The organism is Streptomyces sp. DSM 41931 (assembly GCF_050271085.1).
Classification (GTDB): Bacteria; Actinomycetota; Actinomycetes; order Streptomycetales; family Streptomycetaceae; genus Streptomyces; species Streptomyces albogriseolus.
In genome coordinates this window covers 5616162-5641506 of record NZ_CP189902.1, presented here as the reverse complement: position 1 = coordinate 5641506, position 25345 = coordinate 5616162, and the positions used below count along the sequence as shown (strand labels likewise).

The following is a 25345-nucleotide window of genomic DNA, read 5'->3' as shown; positions in this document are numbered from 1 at the left end:
CGGGGCTGCCGTCCGCCCGACTCTGCGAGGTGCCGCGTGCCCGCGTTCGACCTGCCCCCGGCCGGCCTGGAGCGCCATCGTCCCGATGTCGCCGAACCCTCGGACTTCGACGCCTTCTGGAAGCGCACGCTGGAGGAGGCGGCGGGCACGGGCGACGTCCTGCTCTCCGCCGGCCCGGTGGAGAACGGGCTGCGGCTGACCGAGACATGGGACGTGACGTTCCGCGGCTTCGCGGGCGACCCGGTGCGGGGGTGGTTCAGCCGTCCCGCGGGGACGGCCGCGGGGGCGGCCGAACCGCTCCCGGCGGTGGTGGAGTTCGCCGGGTACGGGCGCGGCCGGGGTCTCCCCCACGAGCGGCTGACCTGGGTCAACGCCGGGTACGCGCATCTGCTGATGGACAACCGGGGTCAGGGCGACCAGTACGGGTGCGGCGGGGACACCCCCGACCCGCACGCCGGCGCGCCCGGCGGCCCCGGGCCGGCCGCGCGGGGGCTGCTCGACCCGCACGACTACCACTACCGCCGGCTGATCACCGACGCGGTGCGCGCGGTGGACGCCGTCCGGGCGCTGCCCGGCGTGGACGCCTCCCGGGTCGCGGCGGTCGGCAACAGCCAGGGCGGGGGCGTCGCGCTGGCGGTCGCGGGACTGGTGCCGGACCTCGCGGCGGTCCTGGTCACCGCGCCCTTCCTGTGCGGGATCCGCCGCGCGCTGGACCTCACGGACGCCTCTCCGTACGGCGAGATCAGCGCGTATCTCGCCGTGCACCGGGGCGCGGAGGAGGCGGCCCACCGCACCCTGGCCTACGTCGAGGGCATCTCCTTCGCCCGCCGCGCTCAGGCGCCCGCCCACTTCGGGGTAGGGCTCCGCGACACGGTGTGCCCGCCGAGCGGAGCGTACGCGGCGTACAACCGGTACGCGGAACTGACGGGCGGGCAGGAGGAGAAGGTGCTGCACGCCTACCCGTTCAACGGGCACGAGGGCGGGGACGCGGTGCATGTGCGGCGACAACTGGACTGGCTGGGGAGGGTGTTGGGGGCTTGAGGGCGCCAGGGCCGGCGAGGCGGGGACGCGGTGCATGTGCGGCGGCGACTGGACCGGCTGGAAGCGGTGGTGGGAGCGTGAGGGAGCCAGGGCCGTCGGGACGGTGACGCGATGCACGTGCGGCGGCGACTGGAATGGGCCCGGGGGTCGGTGGGGGCGTGAGGGCTCGGACGCCGCGTGCCGCACGGCGGTGACCGGGGTCAACGGGCCTGGCATGACAGGGCGGTTCCCGCGTGAGCGGCTCGCCAGGGGGCGCGGGCGGCGGCCCGGAGGTCGCAGGCCGCGGGCATCACGCGCACGGCGTCGTCCGCGCGGTCCGAGGTGTCGAGGGCGGGCGTCGTGCCCGCACGGCAGAGCAGGCCGCGCAGTTCGGAGCGCGGCAGCGTGTCGGGGCGGGTGTGGGTGACGGCGCCCGAGGTCAGGGCTAGGCCGGCCGCCGGTACCGCGGCCAGGACGCAGACGAGGACGGCGAACAGGACCCTGTTGCCCTTGCGTCGGGGTGCCCTGGCGCCGACGTGGTCGCATGGTGACGTGATCATGACACTCCCGTCCGCGACTGTGGGGGCGGACGAGGTGGCGGCGCCCGGCGACGGGTTCCGGTCCGCCGCGCTCATGGGAGCGCTCCCACCTCGTCCGTGGAAGGGACGGTAGCGCCGGGGGACGGAGATGTAAACGGTTACCGCGCGTATCGGCACGGAGGGGAAGGGAACGCCGAGGGCCGCATCCCCGCGCGGGGATGCGGCCCTCGGTTTCCGCCCTGCCTGTCGCTTACTTGCGGATCAGGCTGCGCAGCACGTACTGCAGGATGCCGCCGTTGCGGTAGTAGTCGGCCTCACCGGGGGTGTCGATGCGGACGACCGCGTCGAACTCGACACCGGTGTCGGTGGTGACCTTCACCGTGCGGGGGGTGGTGCCGTCGTTCAGCTCGGTCACGCCGGAGACGGAGAAGGTCTCCTCACCGGTCAGTCCGAGGGACTCGGCGGTGTGGCCCTCGGGGAACTGCAGCGGCAGGACGCCCATGCCGATGAGGTTCGAGCGGTGGATGCGCTCGTACGACTCGGCGATGACGGCCTTGACGCCGAGGAGCGCGGTGCCCTTGGCCGCCCAGTCGCGGGACGAGCCGGAGCCGTACTCCTTGCCGGCCAGGACGACCAGCGGGATGCCGGCGGCCTGGTAGTTCTGCGAGGCGTCGTAGATGAAGGAGACCGGGCCGCCCTCCTGCGTGAAGTCACGCGTGTAGCCGCCCTCGGTGCCCGGCGCGATCTGGTTGCGCAGGCGGATGTTGGCGAACGTACCGCGGATCATGACCTCGTGGTTGCCGCGGCGGGAGCCGTAGCTGTTGAAGTCGCGGCGCTCGATGCCGTGCTCCGTGAGGTACTTGCCCGCCGGGGTGTCGGCCTTGATGGCGCCGGCCGGGGAGATGTGGTCGGTGGTGACCGAGTCGCCCAGCTTGGCCAGCACGCGGGCGCCGGTGATGTCCTCGACCGGGGCCGGCTCCATCTGCATGCCCTCGAAGTACGGGGGCTTGCGGACGTAGGTGGACTCGGCGTCCCACTCGAAGGTGTCGCCGGTCGGGATGGGCAGCGCCTGCCACTGGGCGTCGCCGGCGAAGACGTCGGCGTAGGACTTGGAGAACATGTCCTCGCCGATGGCGTTCGCCACGACGTCGTTGACCTCGGCCTCGGAGGGCCAGATGTCCTTCAGGAAGACCGGGTTGTTGTCCTGGTCGTAGCCGAGGGCCTCGCGGGTGATGTCCACCTTCATGCTACCGGCCAGCGCGTAGGCGACGACCAGCGGCGGGGACGCCAGGTAGTTCATCTTGACGTCCGGGTTGATCCGGCCCTCGAAGTTGCGGTTGCCGGACAGCACCGAGGTGACGGCCAGGTCATGCTCGTTGACGGCCTTGGAGACCTCCTCCGGCAGCGGGCCGGAGTTGCCGATGCAGGTGGTGCAGCCGTAACCGACCAGGTTGAAGCCGACCTTGTCGAGGTACGGGGTCAGGCCCGCCTTCTCGAAGTAGTCGGTGACGACCTTGGAGCCCGGGGCGAGGGTGGTCTTGACCCACGGCTTGCGGGTCAGGCCCTTCTCCACCGCCTTCTTGGCCACCAGCGCGGCGGCGACCATGACGTACGGGTTGGAGGTGTTGGTGCAGGAGGTGATGGCCGCGACCGTCACCGCGCCGTGGTCCAGGGTGTAGGTGGTGCCGTCGGGGGCGGTCACCTCGACCGGGTGGGAGGGGGCGCCGTTGGAGATGGCCGGGGCGTCGGAGGCCGGGAAGGACTCCTTGCTCGCCTCGTCGACGTCGCCGCCGTCCTTGACGTAGTTGCGCACGTCCTGGGCGAACTGGGCCTTGGCGTCGGCGAGGACGATGCGGTCCTGCGGGCGCTTCGGGCCGGCGATGGACGGGACGACCGTGGACAGGTCGAGCTCGAGCTTCTCGGAGAAGTCCGGCTCGGCCTTCGGGTCCAGCCAGAGGCCCTGCTCCTTGGCGTAGGCCTCGACCAGCGCGACCTGCTGCTCGGAGCGGCCGGTCAGACGCAGGTAGCTGAGGGTCTCGTCGTCGATCGGGAAGATCGCGGCGGTGGAGCCGAACTCCGGCGACATGTTGCCGATGGTGGCGCGGTTGGCGAGGCTCGTGGCGGCCACACCCTCGCCGTAGAACTCGACGAACTTGCCGACGACGCCGTGCTTGCGCAGCATCTCGGTGATGGTGAGCACCAGGTCGGTGGCGGTGGTGCCGGGCTGGAGCTCACCGGTGAGCTTGAAGCCGACGACGCGCGGGATCAGCATGGAGACCGGCTGGCCGAGCATGGCGGCCTCGGCCTCGATGCCGCCGACGCCCCAGCCGAGGACGCCCAGGCCGTTGACCATCGTGGTGTGCGAGTCGGTGCCGACCAGGGTGTCGGGGTACGCCTTGCCGTCGCGGATCATGACGACGCGGGCCAGGTGCTCGATGTTCACCTGGTGGACGATGCCGGTGCCGGGCGGGACGACCTTGAACTCGTCGAACGCGGTCTGGCCCCAGCGCAGGAACTGGTAGCGCTCCTTGTTGCGCCCGTACTCCAGGTCGACGTTCTGCTTGAAGGCGTCGTTGGTGCCGAACTTGTCGGCGATGACGGAGTGGTCGATGACCAGCTCGGCCGGGGCCAGCGGGTTGATCTTCGCCGGGTCGCCGCCGAGCTCCTTCACGGCCTCACGCATCGTGGCGAGGTCGACGACACAGGGCACGCCGGTGAAGTCCTGCATGATCACGCGGGCCGGCGTGAACTGGATCTCCTGCGACGGCTGCGCCTGGGAGTCCCAGCCGCCCAGGGCGCGGATGTGGTCGGCGGTGATGTTCGCGCCGTCCTCGGTGCGGAGGAGGTTCTCCAGCAGCACCTTCAGGCTGTAGGGAAGGCGCGCGGAGCCCTCGACCTTGTCCAGCCGGAAGATCTCGTACGACTCGTCGCCCACCTGCAGCGTGCTGCGGGCGTCGAAGCTGTTCGCCGACACGACAGTCTCCTTCATTGATGTGCGCGTACCACCGTCAATCGTGCCGCCACGCCGGCTTGGCCGTTCCGGTGAGGTCAGGCTAAGTTAGGTAGGCCTAACTCGCATGGCGACCGCGGTGCGCCTCGGCAGATATCTCGATGTCGAGATAACTCTAGTACACGGGCGCGCAATGGTCATGCCCGGGTTCCGTGTCCGCTGCCATCCAATCGAGGCGTTCGACAGCGAACCCGGGGGGACATCACTCCATCGACGCCAGAATGCGGCCGAGTGTCCGGCGCCCCATTCTGCTCATCGTCGGATTGCTCTCGGCGTAGTACCAGACAAGACCCATCGCCTGTTCGAACGCCCATGCCTTGCCGCGCTCCCACTCCAGATCGTCGCAGGCCAGTGTCCGCCGGAGCACTTCCCTTGGGCCCGGCTGCAACAGGTGCCAGCCGCTGACCAGGTCCAGCGCGGGGTCGGCCGGGCCGAAGCCGCCGGTGTCGAGTACGCCGCCGAGCCGGTCTCCCGTGACCAGTACGTTGCCGGGAATCAGGTCACCATGGCTCATCACGTCGGCACCCGTGCGTGGCAACTCCCGAAAATGGCTCCACACCTGGCGCAGCCGGGGCACGTCGAGCAGCCCCTCGCTCTCCTCGAAGCACTTCTCCATCCAGTCGTCGTGGTGAGCGAGAACGCCGCCACGGTTGTCGCCGCTGAAACGCCGCCCCCGCGTCTCGGCGTCCCGCAGGGCTGCGATGAAGGCCGCGAGGTCCTCGGCGAAAGCGTCCGACCCACTCGGGTCGGCGTCGAAGGCGACCGTTCCCGGCAGCCATGTCTGGACCGACCACGGCATGGGGTATCCCGCTCCAGGCTTTCCCAGGGCGACGGGTTCCGGCACAGGGAAGCGGGACACCTGTGCCAGCTCCGCGCTCGCCCGGGCTTCCCGCTCCAGAACCGCCAGCGTCTCCGTGGGATCGGTCAGACGCAGCGGGAATCGCGCGGAGAGGTCGTCCCCGATGCGGAATATGGCGTGGACCGTCCCGGTCGACGACAGCGGCTGGATCGCCTTGCCGCTCCACTGAGGGAACTGTTCTTGGATCAAGGTCGCAACGATGTCGGCGGTCACGTCCACTTGGTCATCGTGCATGGTCAATCTCGCAGGCCTTTCCACTGGTCCGGTTCGAAGCGACGGAAGCGAACACGACAGACAGCCTCCTCCACCCTCCCGCCGCGGAAGGCCCGGCGCCACGGCCGACACGGCCGGCGGCTGCCATGACGGCCGCGGACCGGGGTATCCGACTGAGGCACAGTCAGTCACGACAGGCCCGATCAGGGAGGCGAGGATGCCCCTCACGTTCCGTAAGAGTTTCCGGATCCTTCCGGGAGTGCGGCTGAACATCAACAAGAAGTCGTGGTCCATCACCACCGGCGGGAAGAACGGACCCCGGCACACTCGGAGCAGTACCGGACGTCGTACGACATCGATGGATTTGCCCGGACCTTTCGGGTGGCGGCACACCACCCGCAGCCGCCGGACCGGCGGATAGTCGGGGCACATTGACGTCACATCACCCGACTGTCACCCGAATGGACCCCCCAGGAGGTGCCATCTCATATCTGAGATAGCCTCAACCTCATGGCAGACGACTACCTCGTACGCATCGGCAAGCTCATCCGTGACGCCAGGCAGCACCGCGGCTGGACGCAGACCCAGCTCGCGGAGGCGCTCGGCACCAGCCAGAGCGCCGTCAACCGGATCGAGCGCGGCAACCAGAACATCAGCCTTGAGATGATCGCCCGTATCGGCGAGGCGCTGGACAGTGAGATCGTCTCCCTCGGCTACGCCGGACCGATGCATCTGCGTGTGGTCGGCGGCCGCCGGCTCTCCGGCGCCATCGACGTGAAGACGAGCAAGAACGCGTGCGTGGCACTGCTGTGCGCCTCGCTGCTCAACAGCGGGCGCACGGTGCTGCGCCGCGTCGCCCGCATCGAGGAGGTGTACCGCCTCCTGGAGGTGCTGAACTCCATCGGCGTGCGCACCCGCTGGATCAACGACGGCGTCGACCTGGAGATCGTGCCGCCGGCCGAGCTGGACCTCGCGGCGATCGACGCGGACGCGGCCCGCCGCACCCGCTCCATCATCATGTTCCTCGGCCCGCTGCTGCACCGCCTGGACCGCTTCATGCTGCCGTACGCGGGCGGCTGCGACCTCGGCACGCGCACGGTGGAACCGCACATGATCGCGCTGCGCCGGTTCGGCCTGGACATCGCGGCGACGGAGGGCCAGTACCACGCGGTGGTCGACCGGAGCGCCGCCCCGGACCGCCCGATCGTGCTGACCGAGCGCGGGGACACGGTCACCGAGAACGCGCTGCTGGCCGCCGCGCGGCACGACGGCACGACCGTCATCCGCAACGCGTCCTCCAACTACATGGTCCAGGACCTGTGCTTCTTCCTGGAGGCGCTGGGCGTCAAGGTCGACGGCATCGGCACCACGACGCTGACCGTGCACGGCGTGCCGAAGATCGACGTGGACGTCGACTACTCCCCCTCCGAGGACCCGGTCGAGGCGATGAGCCTGGTGGCGGCCGCGGTGGTGACGGAGTCGGAGCTGACGGTCCGCCGGGTGCCGATCGAGTTCCTGGAGATCGAGCTGGCGGTCCTCGAGGAGATGGGCCTCGACCACGACCGCTCGCCGGAGTACTTCGCGGACAACGGCCGCACCCGGCTGGTGGACCTGACGGTCCGGCCGTCCAAGCTGGAGGCGCCGATCGACAAGATCCACCCGATGCCGTTCCCCGGCCTGAACATCGACAACGTGCCGTTCTTCGCGGCCATCGCCGCGGTGGCTCAGGGCAAGACGCTGATCCACGACTGGGTCTACGACAACCGCGCCATCTACCTGACCGACCTCAACCGCCTCGGCGGACGGCTGCAGTTGCTGGACCCGCACCGTGTGCTGGTCGAGGGCCCGACCCGCTGGCGCGCGGCGGAGATGATGTGCCCGCCGGCCCTGCGCCCGGCCGTCGTCGTCCTGCTCGCCATGATGGCGGCGGAGGGGACGTCGGTGCTGCGCAACGTGTACGTCATCAACCGCGGTTACGAGGACCTGGCGGAGCGGCTGAACTCGATCGGGGCGCAGATCGAGATCTTCCGGGACATCTGACCAACGGCTGCCGTCGCGCCTTCTCTGATCCCACGCTGACGCGCACATGCGCGGAGGGGGCATGGCGGCACCTCCGGGGACGACGAGCGTAACCGCCGGCGCGCGCCCGCGCACGGACGCGACATCAATGACCGAGGTAGAGGAACCGTAGGTAACTCGCGTACGAGAGCCCGCGCTGCCTGAGCTTGGCGGCCTCGACGGAAGCACTCAGCGTTCCATGGAGCGCACTGTTCTGCTGCAGTTCGACCGCACGCCGACTGAGTTCCTGCCGCTGCCTCCGAGCCCGGTCACCCGCCTGCGCGTTTTCCCGGTTGAGCCGTTCCTGTGCTTCCTGCAGTTCCTTTCGTGCCTTGGCACGCAAGGCATCGGTCTCGGACTCCACTGCCTTGCGCTGGGTGGTGAGCTGGGACCGACGGCGGTCGATGCCCTGCCTGATCGACTGCCGCTCCGACGCGCTGAGCGCGGTCGGCTGGCGGGCTTCGGCGGAAGCGATGTGGCTTTTACGCCAGACCTCGAGAGCGATGGCCCTGGCCTCACCGATGCCGTGGACAGCGATGACTCGGCCGTTACTAAGCACGAGTTCGGCTCCGGTGCTAGTGAAACTGGTGTTCAGCACGGACCGGTAGCCCGTGAAGTCTGCTGCCGTCCGGATGCCCGCGTCCGCGAGGCGAGCGGCGAGTGTCGGCCCGATGCCGGGCGGCAGGGACTGGGCGATCAGCCGACGGCTGAGCTGGTCCCGCACGTATGCGGACTGCTTGTCGGCGAGTGCCTTACCCAAGGCCCTGCGCAGTTCCTCCGCGAGGCCGTCGATCTTCTTGTCGATGTCGCGCTGCCTGCGGACCTTGCGCTTCTCGGCCTCCTTCAGCTCGGCGTGGTACCGGGCTGTGAGCTTGTCCTGGGCGCGCGGGTGGGCTGCGATCCGCTTGGTCTCGGCAGCGTCGAGCTCTGCCCGGTCCTGGCGCAACTTCTCGGCTGCCTTGACCGGGTCCCCGAGCCGGGCGAGTTCGTTCGTCAGTTGAGCAAGAGCGGCCCGTGACTGTGCCCGCTCCGCCCGGCGGCTCCGGGCGAACGCGGTGAACAGGAGAGCAGCGGCAACGGGCACGCCCGGCCCGATCAGCGGCGCCCGGTATCCCGTGACGACGAGCAAGGCCGTCGCGGCCAACGCGAGGGGCCAGAGCATGGCCGTGACGACGTCCAGCAGGGTCCGGACGCGGAAGCCGTCCGGTGAGGTGACGGCGGGTTCGGTCGATGGCGGCGGGGCCGGCTGAGGGACGTGTCCCGCCATCCAGCCGGGCAGTCCGCCCGCAGCGGGGGCGGGGGCGGTGCCCGCGCCGGAAGCGGCCGCTCGCGTGGCCCCCGTCGCGGCGGTGCGCTGCCCGGGGACCGTCGCGGCCAGCGGAGGCAGCAGGTCCAGCGGCTGGAAGGCCAGCGACCTCACCTGGTCGGCGAGGCCGCTCACCATCCGGTCGGGGTGGGACAGCAGCGTCTGCAGCCCGGTGGAACCGCTCGGACTCTTGAAGTCCTCCTCGGCGAGCAACAGGAACTCGCCTTGCGGCTCGTGCAGCCGGTTCCAGAGTGCGGGGTCGGCGGCGATCGCCTTAAGCGACAGGAAGATGACCCACGCGGAGAAGCGGTCCAGGTTGTCCCCGAAGTCGTCGTTCCCCCGCAGGGGCGACTGGTAGTTGCGGTGTCCCCGCTCGGTACCGTTCAGACCGGCCAGTGCCGGCACATACATGCCGTCGTAGTCGACCAGGCGCAGGGTGTCGTCACTCGCGACGAGCAGGTTGCCGTGCTGGAGGTCACCGTGAGCTATCTGATTTGCCGTCAGGTCTCGGGTAAGTGCCTCGAACCGGTCGGCCAGCCGGCCGACGGCGAACCGGTCGGCGTGGTTGTCGTCGAGCCAGGAGGACAGCGTGACGGCCTCGCACCACTCCATCTTCAGGACCGGATAGCGCTCCTTCCCGACGCTGATCGCATCGGGAAGGTACTCGAAGCCGAGAGCCCACGGCTGGGATAGCTCGGCCGGGTCCAGCTGGGCAAGCCGGGAGCTGATGGCCTGGTAACGGCGTTCCTGGTCGGGAACGTGGCGGGTGAAGCATTTGACCGCGTACCGCTGGCCCGACGTTGCGGAGGTCAACGAGAACACGCTGGCGAAGGCGCCGGAGATGGCGCGGGGCAGACCGAGCTTGGTCAGTTCCGGCCGGGCACCTCTGAGTTCGGGATGCCGAAAGCACAGGTGCGTGTGCTGCAGTGCCTCCGCGTAGTCGCCGCCGCTGGGGAACTGCCTCTGCGGACCGGTGGTCGAGCCCATGTTCACCGTCCTTCGAAGTCGATCCGTACGACCGCCACGTCGTCGTTGCGCAGTTGTCCGCCGCCCCGCAGACCGTTCAGCCACTCCCTGAACCCGTCCAGGTCGTCGGGCCCGGCGAACTCCAGCAGTTGGCGCAGCGCGCCCTCCTGGTCCGGGGCCGACAGGAACCACGCGGCCAGGGCGTCGGTCATGAGGAGCAGCCGGTCGCCGGGCGCGCACCGGCCTTCGGTGAACCGCGTACGGCAGGCCAGCAGCGCCGCGTCGTGGTTGCGGCTGCCGAAGAGGTCAGGGGTGCTGCCGAACTCCTCGACGGCCTGTACCGGGAACGCCTGTACCAGCCGGTCGGCCCGCAGGTGGAAGAGGCAGCTGTCCCCCAGGGCTGCAGCCCGCCACCGCCACGCCGGTTCAGCTGCTTCGTGCTCGACAATGGAGTCCGGATCGACGCGCACCGTGAGCAGCGTCGCGTAGGCGCCTTCGGCCAGCTTGGTGTGTTCGTACCATTTCAGCGGCCGCCCTTCCGCGGTGCGCGCCTGTGTGTACTGCTCCAGCCAGGGATCCCACTGAGCCACCGCCGACGAAGCGAACTCCTCGTAGGCGGTTCCGCCGGCCAGGAAGTCCGGTCGCTGCAGAGCACTTTCGGCCGCCGCGCGGGACAGCAGCCGGGCCCAGTCCTTGGCCAGGGCGCTTTCCGTCGCACCGTCACAGACGCCCGCGGTGACGGGTTCGAGCAGCATGTCGTCGTGTGAGCGGCTGGGGAGCACGGCGACCGCGTCCTCGCATTCGTCCTCGGTACTCCCGTGCTTCGGGGCCACGAGGTGCGTCACGTACACGCAGGAGAGCGGAGTCGTCACCGCAGCTCGGTGGCTCGGGTGCCGATGTCGAGGAACTGCACGACCGTCGTGATGTCCGCGTTGTAGACGAAGCCGCGGGTCGTCTCGCTGACCCGCTGGCCCTGGGAGGCGGCGTACGAGCGCATGTGGCTGGGCAGCGGGCTCGACATGGAGAAGAGGGTGCGGGCGTAGGCGTCGGGAAGTCCGTCGGCGGTGTCGGGGAAGGCGGTGGGGGTTCCCCCCGCTGCGGAGACGTGCAGGTTGAACAGGAGCGCCGCGCCGTCGGCGGTGGCGTGCGAGGTGATGGCCTCGGCGGCGGCGGTGGGGTCGCCGTCGGTCGACTCGCCGTCCGTCAGGTTGATGACGATGGGCGGGAAGCCGGCCGGGTAGCGCTCCGTCCAGCCGGCGACGAGGTTCTCGGCGTACTGGAGGGCCCGGTTCATCGGGGTCCCGCCATGGGCGACCGGGTCCATCCACAGCGGGAAGTTGACCACGGTCTCCACCAGGCCGCCGGCGCCGTCGGGCACCTTCTTGCTCCGCTCGTCGACGCGGGCCGGATTGTCCGCCACCTCGCTGAGCGGGACGATGTCACGGCCGGCGAGCGAGCCCGCGAACGCCGAGCCCACCGTGGCGCCGTATCCGATGACGGCGATGTGGAAGTAGTCCCGCACGCCCTCTTCCTTGGCGCACTTGACCGAGAGTTCCGTCAGGAGGCGGTTGATGGCGTCGGCGACGACGTCCGCCTTCTGCTGGGGGACCTCCCCGCCGATGGGGTCGCTCATGGAGGTCGACTGATCGACGAGGAAGATGATGCTCGTCGGATTGCTGCGGCTGATCTCGGCCGTGTACGGCACGGGGCGCTCCTGGCTGGCTGCTGAGGGTCTCGGTCATGCGGAGGAGCTCACACGGCACGCCGAGTTCCGGCTCTCGGCGCGCACGCCGGGACGCCGAGATCCCCCCGGTCACATCGTAGGTCGAGCGGTTCGGTGCCGGTGTCGAAGTGGTCAAAATGCGCCTCGACGGGGTCACGCGTCCTCGGAGCGGTTGCCCGGCGTTCCGGCCGGGTGCGGAGGCCCGCCGGCCGCGGTCTCACCGTCTGCTGCACCTCGCGGACGAGGAGCCTACGGTTCGGGCGTCCGATGCCCGGCTGCTCGCGGCGGAGCGTCCTCTCCCCTCGTCTCCTGGTCCACCGTCCGGGACGTACCCGCTGTCGGCGGCCACGACTAGGATTCACCGGGTCCGCGACGTAGTGGAAACGGTGCGAAAGGCCGGGAGACCAGGAGCGGACGCCCACTGGAGTCGGAGTGCAAGAGGCGGGGACGGCGCATGCGGGAAGGCCGGTGGACCACGGTCACCGAGTCCGAGTTCGACCATGAGCACCGTGGCCTGGAAGCCATCCGGGAGCAGCTGCCGGACGCCGATCCGTGGCGGGCCTGGTCGAACTTCACCTTCACCGCTCACACCGGTCACGTCCGCGAGGTGGACCTTCTCGTCGTCGCCCCCGGCGGCGTCCACATGATCGATCGGGCTGTCGGCGACCGTCGGGAATCCACAGCATCTGCTCACCTGGCTGCAGGGGTCCGGTGCCGGCCGGCGTCCGGGCCGGGTCGTCGCCCCGGACCTCACGGCGCCCTCGCAGACGGCACCGGCAGGAGCGCCCGCGAAGGTCACGGCCGGTCCCCCGCCAGGAGAAGTCGAACTCGACTACGTCGGCTCCCTGTCCAATGCCGCCAAGGTCATCGCGGCCCTGCACAAGGGCGAGAAACGACTGGTGTTCCGCGACTCCCGGCGGCAGGTCGAGGAACTGGGCGCGGCACTTCGGACACGCGACGTCACCGTGGTCCTCTCCCACGCGTCCCTCTCGGCCGACGAACGAGTCCGGTCCGAGCAGGCGTTCGCCGAGGCGCGCGACTGCGTCATCGTGGCCACATCCACCCTGGAACTGGGCATCGACGTCGGTGACCTCGACCGAGTCATCCAGATCGACGCCCCTGGCACCGTCGCCTCGTTCCTCCAGCGCATCGGCCGGACGGGGCGCCGCGCCGGAAGCACCCGGAACTGCCTGTTCCTGGCCACCCAGAGGGACACCCTGTTGCAGGCCGCCGGGCTGCTGCTCCTGTGGAGCCGCGGCTGGGTCGAACCGGTCGTCCCACCTCCCGAGCCACGCCACCTCGTCGCGCAGCAACTGCTGGCCGCCGTGCTGCAGGAACACAAGCTGGGCGATCGGACGTGGCCCGCGCAGTGGAACGGTCTGGCACCCTTCGACCGTTCGGCCGCTACCATCCTCCGCCATCTGACAGACGAAGGCTTCCTCGACACCGACGGGGGCATGCTGTTCATCGGCCCCGAGGCGGAACGCCGCTTCGGACGGCGCCACTTCATCGAGCTGACCGCGTCCTTCACCGCACCACCGCAGTTCACCGTCCTGTCCGGCCGCACCGAGATCGGACGGATGGATCCGTCCGTTCTCACCGAGGAACGCCAGGGTCCGCGCCGGCTGCTGCTGGCGGGCCGCAGCTGGCAGGTGACGTTCATCGACTGGGGGCGCAAGCGGGTCTTCGTCGAGCCGGTCGAAGGCGGCGGGATCGCCAAATGGTCCGGAGGCACGATCGCCGGACTGTCGTACGCGCTCACCCGGGCCATGCGCGAGGTCCTCCTGGGCGCCGACCCGAACGTCTCGATCACCCGGCGAGCCCAGCTCTGCCTCCAGGAGTGGCGTGACGGGGACGCCCCTCACCTCGTCCACCCGGGCGGGACACTGATCGCACGACGCGGGAATGACGTCCGCTGGTGGACGTGGGCGGGGTACCGGGCCAACGCGACGCTGGGCGCGACTCTGCCGTCGGTCGCCGACCCGGTACAACGACCCACGGACTGCTACCTGCGGCTCCGGGAGGATCTGAGCCCGGACATGTGGCACGCCGCGCTGGACGCCGTACCCGACGGGCCGACACTCGTCCTGCCCGATGTCGACCAGCGGGCAGTGCGCGGTCTGAAGTTCTCGGCGTCGCTCCCCCAACGACTGGCCGTGGCCACCCTGTCGGCGCGGCTCGCCGACTTCGACGGTGCCGGCGCCGTTCTGGCGGAGCCGAAGCGCTTCTCGAACGTCCAGTGACGCAGGCCTTGCCACCCCCTCCGGGTTCCTCTTCCCCGCCATGGTCGCTCGGCAGCCGCGGGTCACCCCTGCCGTAGGACATTTGCAAGCTACAACCATCCTGCTCATGACGACTCATGAGCAGGATGAAGCAAGGTAGCCGCACCCTGCGGATCGGACGCGCTACCCCCTGCCCAAGGGCGAGCACTGATAGCGCACCCCCCGGCTGACCATTCTGAAGCGGTCGCGCCCCTGGGCCGAGAACGGGTTCGGTAGGTCGAACACGCGGCGTTCCTCCGGGACGAGGGCCGCAGTGATCAGCAGGATGCGGTAGCGGTTGCTCCGGGCATGGCGGCGGGCCGCGTCCACCTCGGACGGTCCGAGCTCGAACTCCACCCGCTCGGCGGCCGGGTCACTCAACGCCTTCACCTCGTACAGCCGGGTGGTGCCCCGCCAGGTGACCTCGAAGTCGTAGCCCAGGGAGTCGGACGCCTCGTCGTCGCCGTTGACGACGGCCGCGTAGCCCGAAACCCACCGCACGTCGGGGTAGTGGCGCTGGAGCCAGGCACGCGCGGCCACCTCCCCGACGAGGCCGATGGCAGATCGCTGGTCCTCGGTGGTCCGCTTCGTCTTCGCGACGACGATGCGCGACTTGGCGGAGGAACTGCCTCCATTTCGTGACCGGGGCACGCCGGCCACCGTGTCCAGGCGCACTCTGCCCGACTGCGTGAGGAAGGCCTCGTCGAGGGTCTTCGAGGCGATGTCCGCGATGGTGGACAGCTGGTCGCTTCCGACCCTGACTTCGGCGTCCCCGATTTTGATCGTGCGCGGGGCGACGGTCGTAGAACCGCCGGAGCCCAGGGGCCGTGGCGCCGTCTGCGCGAAGTCCTTCTCGGTGAGGCCCAGGGCCGCGGGATCCGTGGCGTGCGGCATTCCGTCGGGCCATCCCACGGCGCGTTCCACCGCGTCGAGCAGCTGTTCTTCGTTCAGCGGCAGCAGGTCGCCCAGCCCGGTCCCGTCGATGTGGCTCCTGCATTCCATCAGCACCGCTCCGTGCCATCCGGCGGGCACCTGGACGCCGTGACGGCGGCACCAGGCGGTCACCAGGGGGGTCAGCGCCGGGACGAGCGCGTCGAGTGCGGCCGTGTTGCATGCGCGGAGCCGGTCGACGGGATCGAGTTCGGTGGGCCGTTCGAGGTCGTCGTCGGCTCCATGCGCCCGAAGCCATTGCCGCACCCTGTCGCGCATCTCCTCTTCGGGCGGGGTGATGAAGCGGGGAAGCCAGTCCGGGTCCGGCTGGAGATCGTGAAGACCGCGGGCCGCCGCGTAACCGGAGATGTCCTCGCCCTGCTGTGCGGCGACGGCGTATCGCTCGCGGAGTCGGTCCAGCAGGATACCGGAACGGGCGCGCACGAAGTCGCCGAAGACCTGTTCGTGACGGTCAGGATAGTGGTCCGGGGTGTATCCGGGGCCGAGGGCGGCCAGTGCGGCGTTGAACTGCTGGAAGTCGAGCCCCAGTTCGTCCCTGAGCTCCGCCGGTTTCGTACAGGAGCGGGCCAGGGCCACCAGCTCCGTCGACGGCAGCGGCAGATCGTTGGCGAGTCGGTCGAGTATCCCGGCGAGTTCGCGCTCACCGGCCGCACGGCCGAGGAGGTGAGCGGCCTCCTCGTTCCAGGCGTCGGCGGCCAGGCACGCCAGTACCGGGCGGAGCAGTCTCACCGCGTCCTGCACGTCACCGGTGAGGTTGCGCCGGATCTCGGCGACCTTGGCCTCGGTCGTGTCCAGCGCCGCGGCGAGGACGCTGTCGTCGACAAGTGTCGGGCTGCCACCGCCGAAGCTCCGCTCAAGTTTGACCAGGACCAGTTCCAGCGCGTCCTGCAACCACGGCCTGCCCAGCAGTTGCGCGACGGCGGGCGTCGCCGCCTGCAGCTCGTCCCAGCCCTCGTCGCTCCTCCAGACGACTACCGTGGGGTGCTCGTCGTCCGGCAGCGGCAGGGCGCGCGTCGACGACGGTGGTTCGGCCGGCGTCCCGGAGATGGTGATCTCCACGTCGTCGGCGTGTACGACGCGGAGGGCGCGGAGGCGTTCGAGCGCTGCACGGGCACCGCGCTCGCTGCGGCGCACGAACGCCCCGGACTTGAGTTCCATGGCGAGCGCGACCACGGTGACCAGCCACTCCCGCCCTCTAGTGAACGGCGCCGCCTGTCCCGACGGCATGATGGGGGCGCCGTCGCGATGACGCACCTGCACGTGCGTGGCCGACGTGCGCTGCGTCCTCAGCCCGTTCGCCGCGGCCAGGCGGACGACGGCGTCACCGGACTCCGCCGCGGCGACGAGGACGGGATGCCCCGCCGGCTCGATGAGCGCCTCCTTCAAGGGGTCCGTCTCATCGCAGACGATGACCGGTGCTTCGTCGGCCGACGGCGTGAAGGTGCCGAGCGTATGGGCGCGGCTGACCACGAGACGGACTTTTTCACCTGGTGCCCAGGGCCACCGGCCCGTCCGTGCGATGCTCGACCACGCCCGCTCGTAGTGCCGTTTGAAGGAGACACTGAGATACTCGGGCACCTCGCCCTTGTCGAGCACGTCAGCGAGCTGTTTCACCGCCGCCCCGGCGTGCTGCGGATCGTCCCACCTGCGGAGACCGAGCCGGAGCATCCGCTCGACGACGCCCCTGTCGCTGAGCAGGCGTCGCGTCGACAGGGGCAGCGCGGGCACGAAGGCCGGGAGCTCACCGTCGGTGCTGAACCAGGCTCGACGGGGCTCCACGAAGGACGGGCCGTCCGGCTCCTCCACGGGGAGCCAGGCAAGGCTTCGGAGATAGGAAGCCAGAGGAGTGGGCCAGATATGCGCGTCCTTGAAGGGGTACAGGGGCCTGTGCACCGTGACGGTGAGAACCTCCTCGCCCCAGGTGCGGAGCCCGTGCATCAGCAGTTCGGCGAACTCGCGCCGAGCGGCGAAGCCGAGCCCGGCAACCTCGGTTGCTCCGGCCAGGTGGGCCGGAGCCTTCGTGAACTCGTACGGCGTGTACGGATGTGCGAACTTGGTCCACCTGCTCCTGACGTCGTCGGACCATGCTTCGGCAAGAGCATCCTCCAGTCCAAGGCGCACGGCGAGGCCCGAGGGCCGCAGTTCATAGCCTTGGCAAGCCCCGAGGCGTTCCCCGACGGCTCCCGGCCTCAAGCCGTCGCACACGCCGAGGGCCTCCAGGAACTCGGCGTAGGCCCTCCGGTCCCGGATCTGCGCGGGCCAGTCGTCGGGGCCGCTGATCCACTGGTCCCGCTGCGCGGCCAGGGCGGGGATCCGGGATCCCCCCTCGGCGAGGAAGCGCTCCAGCCGCCGCGCCCCCTCGGTGCCCCAGGCGGGCGAGAAGGAGCAGTGTGAGGCTCTGCCCCACCGGCCGGTGTCGGCCAGCGGCAACCGGAAGGGGATACGGGCCAGCCGACGACGCTGGGCCTGGGTGAGCAGGGGGTACTGCCGGAAGGCGAAGGTGAGGGCGTCGCGACTGAGCGCCTCCGAAGGATGGTCGGAAAGCAGGTCGTTCAGCGCGTCAAAGACGCGGTCCAGTTGGTAGGGGCGCACCAGTTCATTGCGCTCGAGGAATCCGCGTCCGGCAATGTCCCAGGTGATTGCCGGGTGGGTGAAGGAGATACGGCGCCGGAGTGCCTTGAGGTCGCCCGGGACCCGGGTGACGGCATCGGCGTCCGCGATGTCGTCGGGTTCGGGGTGGAAGAAGACGGTCGCGTTCTGCCTGCCGGCCCCGGCCCGGCTGCCGAGGGTGCTTCTCAGCTGGCTGTCCTGGGTGAGGATGATGCGCCGGCCCCGCAGCACGCCCTGGTCTCGGGCGAACGCATGGGACAGGTCGCTGTAGAAGTCCGCCCATACCTGTCCTGCCGGTTCCGTACCGTCGAGTAGTGACTGGGCCACAGTCTCGGCCCACTCGGCGGCGAGCAGCGCCGGCGGACGGAAGGGCCTGGAGAGGACGGCTCGGCACAGTTTGTCCAGACGCGTGTGGCGGACCGGGCCGACGGACGGGGTCAGCAGGTCGCCTCCGGCCTTTGTGAGTGCATCGGTAGTGAGAACACGCCAGGAGCGCTTGCCGTCGGGCCGCCATCCGTAGGAGTCCTGCAGCGAGCCCCACGCCTCCCGGCCGTGCAGGGGCACGATCGATTCGGCGGCGAGCTTCCCGTCCAGGGCGGCGTTCAGCCGGTCGGGAACGTCCCAGCACATGAGGTCGAGTACGAGGTCCGCGGCGCGCAGGTGCGGAGTCTGCGAGCGGATGCGCCTGCCCAGTTCCACCGTCAGTAGAGCGAGTTGATCGAGGAGGAAGGCGTTCAGAGCCACCGTTTCGCTGATGTCGAGGCGGGCCAGCTTGGTGAAGAACGGCGCGTGGGCGTGACCGGGAAACGGGGCGTGGACGCCTTCGGCCATCGGCAGGAAGGTGTACATGCGCCCGTGGGTGAGCGGCTCGTCCAGTCGCAGCGCGACCGCCACCCATGCCTCGGCGTTCCAGCTCTCCCAGGCTGCGTCGATCTCGCGCGCCCGGACACTGCGGCTGACCGCTGCGCTCAGAGCCTCCGCATCGAGTGTGCGGCGCGCCAGCAGGTAGCGGCCCGCCCCGGCCAGGTCGACCTCCCGTACCCAGTCGTTCTCGCATGCGGTGACCAGTTCCGATGCACACTCGGCACGCGAGAGGACTTGTCGGAAGCCGGTGTCGGAGCCTTCGCGCACCTCGACGAGGAGTTCGGCCACCCGGTCGAGGAAGAGCAGGAGCGGCGCCTCGCCGTTCACCATGTCCTCCGCCTGCGCCACAACGAGTCCCCAGGCGTGCCGGTCGCGCAGTGGCAGCCGTACAACCGTGGAGTAGCCGTCCTCGGCGAGTTCCTTGAGCACGGGGTCGGTGACGTCGGCCGGTACCGGTAGTGCCAACGGAGAGATGTCCTCGATCACCCGGGCCGCGAGTGCCGGGTCGTCCACCAGGGCGCGCACGTCCTCGGGCCTGGCGAAGCGGAAGCAATAGCCGTCGAACACCCGGGAGTCGGGTGAGGACTTCGAGTAGATCTCCGGCCAGTCCGTCAGTTGGAGCACGCTGCGGAAACCGAGGCCCTTGTTGCCGATCCCCTCACCCGCCGCCTTGCTCGACAGGGCCAGCTCAGTGATGGCGCGGAAGTTCTCCTCGGTGAACACCGCCCCCTCGTTGGCGACGTAGAGGACGCCGCCGTCCTCCCGGGTGACCGCCAGGACGGCGATCCTTCCCGGGGCGGCTTGACCGAGCGCGTCGTGACCGTTCTGGACGAGTTCAAGGATCGTGCGGCCCTCGTACTCCTGGGCGGTGTCCTCGCTGACGGACTTCAGGCTCTCGGCGAACCGCCATGTCCTGCCGGCGTCCCTGTAGATCTCGACTCGCCGCCGGGTCAGGGCGCGTACAACCGCCCGGAACCCGTCACCCTCCGCGGAATTCCACATCGATGTCATGACTGCTCCCCCTCGTTCGTGCACAGCCTGCGCCTGCGCCTGCGCCCGCCAGAAGCCTCCTGGCAGTGCCATCCAACCGAATCAGGGGGCATGAGATCTGGTGAATTGCACATGGCGCACAGGTACCCGGCCGCCCTCACCGTCCCACTCGCATTCAAGCGCGCTGCTTCATCGCCTTCGCCGAGGTCACGGACCACGAGCGAACGCAATTCCCTTGGTGTGCGGCTCCTGCACCAGCCTGCAGCTCGCACGGACATCAGGCCGTTCGCTGTCAGCCATCGGAACGCGCCTCCGCCCTGTGGAACCGCGCCACCCGACGCCTGCCGCCGAAAGCGCGGTGCCGGGCGGATACCGCCTGGTCGCCACTATCTGTATACGCCGGGTCGTCGAGATGACGGCCATGCCGAAAGTAGAAGCGGCTGGCCTCGGTGACCTCCGCACACACATTCCCACCACGGCGCCTGACGCTCAGAAGCCCACGGTTGCATAGAGCATAGGCCAACCGCCAGTCACCCGGATCCCAGGCCGCGGGATCTTCACCAGCCGCGAGCGGTTCGAGAAGCACGTGCTGCAGTTCGTTCAGGGCGGACCACCGATGCACAGACACCAGCCCACACCGCGCCCAAAGCCCTGCATGGAACCGAAAAATGGCTGCGGGTAGTGGGAGTTTTCTGGGACTTTTCTGGGACTTTCGGCTGCATCAACGGATACGAGCGTGAAACCTCCGAAAGGCCATTTGCCAGGTCAGCGGCCCACGACCGTCCATAGCAGCAGGTCACGGAACTGGCCGGTCTCTTCCGGGACATCTGATCGTCGTGGTGTCGTGCCCCTTGGAGGCAAGGGGCACGACACCTCAACATGTTCCCGGTCGATCGTGTCGGCGGCCCGGGCTCACATGGTGGGCAGCCTCAGCAGGCGGCAGGCGCACTCCCTCGTTCTGGATCAGCCGATCGCCACAGCCCGACCGCAGAGCGATCCGGAGCCTCTCCTTCCTGGCGTGGAACAGTTTCGGACAGCGAGCGGGAGGGTCGCTTTCGTTGAGTTTCGGAAGCGACACCCTGCGGGAGCGCCGATAACCGGTAACCATCTCCCGCATCGCCGGCTCCCGCTTCGGATTTCGTTGGTATTTCGTAGCTCCTCACGCTCCACTCAAGAGCGACCTATTCGAACGTCGCCTCAGAGCCGCGCAAAAGGTGACCGTAAGGCGCCACATCCCGCGATTGACACCCCGTCAGCCTCACCCTACTCTCCGTTCAGGCCGACGAACATTGAACGATATACCGAACAAACAATTGCTCACATCGGTTCCAGCGTCGGTCAAGAGCCGCCCCCGACACGGCTGGACTCCGGACCGTGGTCCAACAGCACGCGTCGCCCGCCCGTACCTCCACTGATCGCCGCCTTCCGCACGTCAGCGCCAGCGCGAACACAGAAGAGGAATCCCATGGGTAGCATCACACGCCGTCACACGATGCCATCGCCGCCCGGACCGCGCACGCGGCCAACGTGGCGCGTCATGGCGCTCTCCACCTCGTCGGCGCCGCCGGCGCACGGGGTCCGGCGTACACCGGCTTCACCGGCCGGACCATGACCGTCGGCCTCTGGAACGTCCAGCCCGATACGGCTGCCGGCTTGTGAGAGCAGACGCGATCGCCGGGCGGCTCCGCTCTCCGTTGGTGGAAGCCGGCGCATTCCCACCGACGGGGCTTCAACCGCGGGCCCGCGGGCCCGCTCGCCTCCTGGCAGACCCGCCGCCCCGGAACTCCCCTGTCCACCCACACCATCCGACAAGGAGCACACCATGGCCATGAACAGGCGTACCTTCCTGGGACTGGGCGCAGCCGGAGCCGTGGCCGCCGTCCATGCGTACGGCACCACCGCGGCAACGGCATCCTCGCTCGCCCCGGCAGCCGCGCCGACCCAGCGCTTCGCCATCGGGGTGAGGGAGTACGCCTGGAGCCGCGGCAGCCGTCGGCTGACCACCCGGATCTTCTACCCCGCCACCGGCACACCGGGCGGCAATCCCGTCGTCAACGCCCCCATCGCGGACGGCGTCTTCCCCATCTGCGAGTTCAGCCACGGCCTCGGCGGCAACCCGGAGAGCTACGCGCCGCTGGTCCGGCCCCTGGCCGAGGCCGGATTCGTCGTCCCCGCACCCGTCTTCCCCACGACCTCCAGCGGTACCCAGGGCAACGTCCAGGACGTCTACAACGGCAACCAGTCCATGGACGTCTCCCAGGTCATCACCAACACCCTCGCCCTCAACACCACGGCCGGCGACCCGCTCGCCGGGCACCTCGACACCACCACCGGCGTCGGCGTCGCGGGCCATTCGCTGGGCGGCATGACCACCCACGGGCTGCTGACGGCCTGGCCGGACAGCCGGATAGCCGCCGCCGTCCCCTTCGCCTGTGTCGACATGGGCAACCCCAACAGCACGGTCGCCGCCAAGGTCCTCTTCGTCCACGGCGATCAGGACACCCTCACCCAGTACTCCTCCGCCCGCCAGGCGTACGGGGAACTGCCCGCGCCCAAGGCGTTCCTCACCCACCGCGGCACGGGCCACGACCAGTACATATGGAGCGGCTACAACCACACCCAGACCGTCGCCACCTACGTGGACTGGATGCGCTGGAGTCTCTACGCGGACACCGCCGCCCGCGACCGCCTCCCCGCCGACGCCACCTCCAACACCAGCACCACCACCTGGGAAGCCGTCCTCACCCCCCTCCCCACCGGGCGGATCGTCAGCCTGCGCTCCCGGGCCACCAACCAGTACGTCTGCGCGGAGAACGCCGGAGCCGACCCGCTCATCGCCAACCGCACCGCCATCGGCGACTGGGAACGATTCGACCTGCTCGACCTCGGCGGAGGCGCCGTCGCACTGCGCGCCCGCGTCAACGGCCGATACGTCTGCGCCGAGAACGCCGGTGCCAACGCGCTCATCGCCAACCGCACCGCCGTCGGCCCCTGGGAGACCTTCCAGCGCGTGAACAACTCCGACGGCACCACCAGCCTGCGCGCACAGGCCAACAACCTGTACGTCAGCGCCGGAAACGCCGGAACCGCCCCGCTCATCGCCAACGGCACAACGATCGGCCCCTCCGAGTCGTTCGACCTCATCAGCGTCTGACCGGCCGCGGACGAGGAGCGCGAACCCTGCGGGCGATCCGTCATACACATGCTTCGCCCTGAGGGGCACCGTCATCATGCTGATCCCCGCACACCATCAGCCCGAGGCCGCTTCGAGGGCTTGGGCGAGCTGCTGACGGGAGTGCACGCCCGTCTTCTGGAGGGCTCGGGCGACGTGCTGCTCCACGGTGCGGGGCGAAAGGTGGAGCGTGGTGGCGATCTCCCGGTTGGACATGCCCGCAGCGGCCAGTTCGGCGACCTCCGCCTCGCGGGGCGAGAGCATGTCGCCGTACCGGGGGCGGCCGGGCTGCCGACGTTCCCCGGCCGGCTGGTACCGGCGCAGTTCGGCACGGACACGGGCGGCGTCCCAGGTCGCGCCGAGCACGTCGAAGACGGCTGCGCGGTCGGTGAGCGCGGTGACGGCGGAATCCCTCTTCTCTCCCAGGGTGAGCGCGCACCGGGCGGCGCCCACCGTGGTGAGGGCCTCGTGGTAGGGCCGGGGAAGCTCCCGGTAGGCGGCGGCACTCGACTCGTAGAGAAGGGCTGCTTCGGCCGTGCCGTCCGTGTGCTCGGCCAGGACGGCCCGTGTCCATTCGAGGGCGGCCTCCGCCGACGGCGCGTCGCGGCCCTCCAGTCCGGCGGCGAACTCCTCCGTCATCGAGCCGGCGGTGACCGTCTCCCCGGCGCGCAGGGCCGCTTCCACGGCCCAGGGCGCGAGCTCCGCGGCCCAGGACCAGTTCCCCTTGGCGCGCAGGCGCTTCCACGCGGCCGCGGCCTCCTCGGTCGCGGCCGCGATGTCGTCGTGGGCGAGGGCCAGTCTGATCAGTGCCCCGGAGACGGTCGCCGAGATCGGCACGGGGCCGGTGTCGAGGTCGGCGGCCTGGGGACCACGCAGGTGGGTGACCGCGTCGGCCCATTCGCCGCGTGAGAGGGCCAGCAGACCGAGCACCATCCGGGCGTCGGAGACGAGGTAGGGCATGGTGCCGGCCTCTTCGACGAAGGCGCGGGCCCGTTCGGCGAGACCTGCCCACCGCCCGGTCGCCCAGTCGAGGACGAGCGCGCAGCCACGCCCGGTCCTTTCCGCGTACGCGGCTCCGCTGCGCGCGGCCAGGGCGACGCCCTCGGCCAGCAGCTCCCGCGACTTCTCGTAGTGCCCGAGCCAGACCGCCGCGTCCGCCGCGTTGCACAGGCCGCGGGCGGTCTGCTGACGGCAGCCGGCCAGGTCGCTCTCCCGGGGCAGGCGGTCGATCAGCTCCCAGGCGGCCGGATCGCCTCCGTTGAGCAGCACACTCACCCGGTTCGCCGCGACCGCCGTCTGGACCACCGGGTCGCCCGACTCGTCCGCGACCGCCACGGCCCGCTCGATCCACGCGGCGTTCTCGGCGAGCGAGAACCCCGGCCCGTAAGGCATCGCGAGGGCGGACAGGGCGCGGGCCAGCGGCACCGGCCGTCCCTCCAGCTCGCCCACCGCGCGGGTGAGCTCGGCCAGGCCTTCGGCCACCGCACCCACCTGGTTGCACTGGAGCAGGCCCAGGTCCAGGCGGATCTCGCCGCGTACGCCGACGGGGAGCCCGGGGTCGGCCACGATGTGCCGCAGCACCCGCAGAGTCTGGTCGGAGCGCAGGCCCACCACGGCACAGCGGGCCAGCAGCGTGGCGAGCCGGGAGCGGGCCTGCCGCGGTACCAGGTCCGTGGCCAGCGCCGACTCCAGCAAGGGCACCGCCCGCTGTTGCTCACCGTCCTCCTCGAAGCTCTGGGCCGCGCGCTCGACGGCGTGCAGCCACCCCCGCTCGTCACCGCAGGCGAGACGATGCCCGGCCACGCGTTCCCAGTCGACGGGCTGGCGGGCGGCGAGCAGCCGGGCGGCACGCCGGTGCAGGACCTCCAGTGCGGGCCCCGTGGCGGCGCGGCGGGCGGCGGCCGCGGCGAGCGGCGAGGTGAAGCCGTAGCGGCCGTCGCCGCGTGCCTCGAGGACCCCGGCCCGGCACGCCGCGACCAGGGCGTGGTGGAACGGCTGTCCCCGGAGGCCCGCCACGGCGGCGAGGTCGCGCGAGGGGGCGGGCTCGTCCAGCACGGCGGCGGCGAAGACGACCGCGCGGTGCTCCTCGGGCACGGCGGCGGTACGCCGCAGGACCAGGGCCTCGAGTCGCGGAGGCGTACCCGTCCGGTGGGCCACGGAGTACGGCTGACCGGGGACCGGCGGCCGGGCGGCCAGATCGTCGAGCAGGTCGGCGACGGTCTGCGCGACACCGCCGGAGGCCCGGTACAGACCGTCGACCAGGTCGGCCGTGCAGTGGTCCGCTCCGAGCGCGTCCTCGGCCATCCCGCGGACCGCCGTGACGTCGAGCGGCCCGAGGACGTGCCGCACGACGGTGAGCGTGGCCGGGAACTCGGTCGCGGGCCCCAGTACCAGCCCCGGCACGGCCAGTTCCTCAGGGCGGTAGCTCAGGACGCAGGCGAGAGGGGCACGCGGCTCGGCAAGCAGACGGAGCAGGCGCGCGACGACCCCGGGCCGCGCGCGGTGGACGTCCTCGACGACGGTGAGCACAGGCCCCGAGTCGGGCGGCGGCTCCTCGGGCGTCATGCGACGCACGGTAGGGGGCAGAGCCGCCGTCAGCCGGTGGACCAGGTAGCTCTTGCCCGTCCCGGCCGCGCCCTCGACGAGCAGCAGCAAGGGCCGTCCCGCGCCTTCCGGAGCGAGAGCGGCTTCGAGTCGTCTCCGCAGCGCGACCTCGGTCTCACCCGTCGTCGCGTCGGTTCCCGCCGTAGCTGTCACGGACCCTCACGCGCCTCATCGTTGTTTGCGTATACGTAGTCAGTCT

General features: G+C 70.2%; 12 protein-coding genes and 2 pseudogenes. 6 read left to right on the top strand and 8 right to left on the bottom strand.

Annotation, left to right across the window (positions count from 1 at the left end):
• Window positions 1–36 precede the first annotated feature (36 nt).
• Window positions 37–1041 carry an acetylxylan esterase gene (locus ACP7TJ_RS25915; protein ID WP_427765732.1) on the top strand — a complete coding sequence of 335 codons (1005 nt, stop codon included), beginning with the start codon at window positions 37–39 and terminating at the stop codon, window positions 1039–1041.
• 200 nt (window positions 1042–1241) lie between these two features.
• Here ACP7TJ_RS25915 and ACP7TJ_RS25910 read toward each other — a convergent pair whose 3' ends face one another.
• The 3 genes from ACP7TJ_RS25910 to ACP7TJ_RS25900 all read right to left on the bottom strand — a co-directional run bounded on the left by ACP7TJ_RS25910 (window position 1242) and on the right by ACP7TJ_RS25900 (window position 5662).
• The gene (locus tag ACP7TJ_RS25910; protein WP_427765729.1) at window positions 1242–1580 is read right to left on the bottom strand and encodes a hypothetical protein; all 339 of its coding nucleotides are present in this window, start codon (window positions 1578–1580) and stop codon (window positions 1242–1244) included.
• 229 nt (window positions 1581–1809) lie between these two features.
• Window positions 1810–4533 carry an aconitate hydratase AcnA gene (gene acnA / locus ACP7TJ_RS25905; RefSeq protein ID WP_281402940.1) on the bottom strand — a complete coding sequence of 908 codons (2724 nt, stop codon included), beginning with the start codon at window positions 4531–4533 and terminating at the stop codon, window positions 1810–1812.
• A gap of 238 nt (window positions 4534–4771) precedes the next feature.
• Complete coding sequence (locus ACP7TJ_RS25900; protein WP_427767470.1) at window positions 4772–5662, bottom strand: aminoglycoside phosphotransferase family protein; 891 nt, start codon at window positions 5660–5662, stop codon at window positions 4772–4774.
• A gap of 196 nt (window positions 5663–5858) precedes the next feature.
• Here ACP7TJ_RS25900 and ACP7TJ_RS25895 point away from each other — a divergent pair, with 196 nt between their 5' ends.
• Window positions 5859–6062: a DUF4236 domain-containing protein gene (locus ACP7TJ_RS25895; protein WP_093766299.1), complete on the top strand. Its 204-nt coding sequence runs from the start codon at window positions 5859–5861 to the stop codon at window positions 6060–6062.
• A gap of 89 nt (window positions 6063–6151) precedes the next feature.
• Window positions 6152–7681, top strand: coding sequence for a helix-turn-helix domain-containing protein (locus ACP7TJ_RS25890; RefSeq protein WP_093766300.1), 1530 nt, complete (start codon window positions 6152–6154; stop codon window positions 7679–7681).
• 124 nt (window positions 7682–7805) lie between these two features.
• Here the strand turns inward: ACP7TJ_RS25890 and ACP7TJ_RS25885 are convergent, their stop codons facing one another.
• From ACP7TJ_RS25885 to ACP7TJ_RS25875, 3 genes are read right to left on the bottom strand one after another with little or no spacing between them, the layout of a single operon-like run.
• Window positions 7806–9992 (bottom strand): hypothetical protein, encoded by a 2187-nt coding sequence (locus ACP7TJ_RS25885; RefSeq protein WP_427765726.1) that lies wholly within the window; start codon window positions 9990–9992, stop codon window positions 7806–7808.
• Between the two features lie 2 nt (window positions 9993–9994).
• Window positions 9995–10843, bottom strand: a complete 849-nt coding sequence (locus ACP7TJ_RS25880; RefSeq protein ID WP_427765724.1) for a hypothetical protein — start codon at window positions 10841–10843, stop codon at window positions 9995–9997.
• Window positions 10840–11676, bottom strand: coding sequence for a vWA domain-containing protein (locus tag ACP7TJ_RS25875; RefSeq protein ID WP_093766303.1), 837 nt, complete (start codon window positions 11674–11676; stop codon window positions 10840–10842). Before ACP7TJ_RS25875 ends, ACP7TJ_RS25880 begins: the two co-directional genes overlap by 4 nt.
• Window positions 11677–12148: 472 nt before the next feature.
• On the opposite strand from ACP7TJ_RS25875, the pseudogene ACP7TJ_RS25870 reads away from it, so the two are divergent.
• Both ACP7TJ_RS25870 and ACP7TJ_RS25865 read left to right on the top strand, forming a co-directional pair.
• Window positions 12149–12346 (top strand): annotated as a pseudogene (locus ACP7TJ_RS25870) (NERD domain-containing protein); the annotation flags it as partial.
• A pseudogene (locus ACP7TJ_RS25865) lies at window positions 12345–13937 on the top strand (helicase-related protein); the annotation flags it as partial. The pseudogenes ACP7TJ_RS25870 and ACP7TJ_RS25865, both read left to right, overlap by 2 nt.
• Before the next feature lie 162 nt (window positions 13938–14099).
• Here ACP7TJ_RS25865 and ACP7TJ_RS25860 read toward each other — a convergent pair.
• Window positions 14100–19391 carry a sacsin N-terminal ATP-binding-like domain-containing protein gene (locus ACP7TJ_RS25860; protein WP_427765720.1) on the bottom strand — a complete coding sequence of 1764 codons (5292 nt, stop codon included), beginning with the start codon at window positions 19389–19391 and terminating at the stop codon, window positions 14100–14102.
• A gap of 1801 nt (window positions 19392–21192) precedes the next feature.
• Between ACP7TJ_RS25860 and ACP7TJ_RS25855 the strand changes: the two genes are divergently transcribed.
• Window positions 21193–22524: an alpha/beta hydrolase gene (locus ACP7TJ_RS25855; RefSeq protein WP_427765717.1), complete on the top strand. Its 1332-nt coding sequence runs from the start codon at window positions 21193–21195 to the stop codon at window positions 22522–22524.
• Between the two features lie 96 nt (window positions 22525–22620).
• Here the strand turns inward: ACP7TJ_RS25855 and ACP7TJ_RS25850 are convergent, their stop codons facing one another.
• Window positions 22621–25299 (bottom strand): LuxR C-terminal-related transcriptional regulator, encoded by a 2679-nt coding sequence (locus ACP7TJ_RS25850; RefSeq protein WP_427765713.1) that lies wholly within the window; start codon window positions 25297–25299, stop codon window positions 22621–22623.
• Window positions 25300–25345 lie beyond the last annotated feature (46 nt).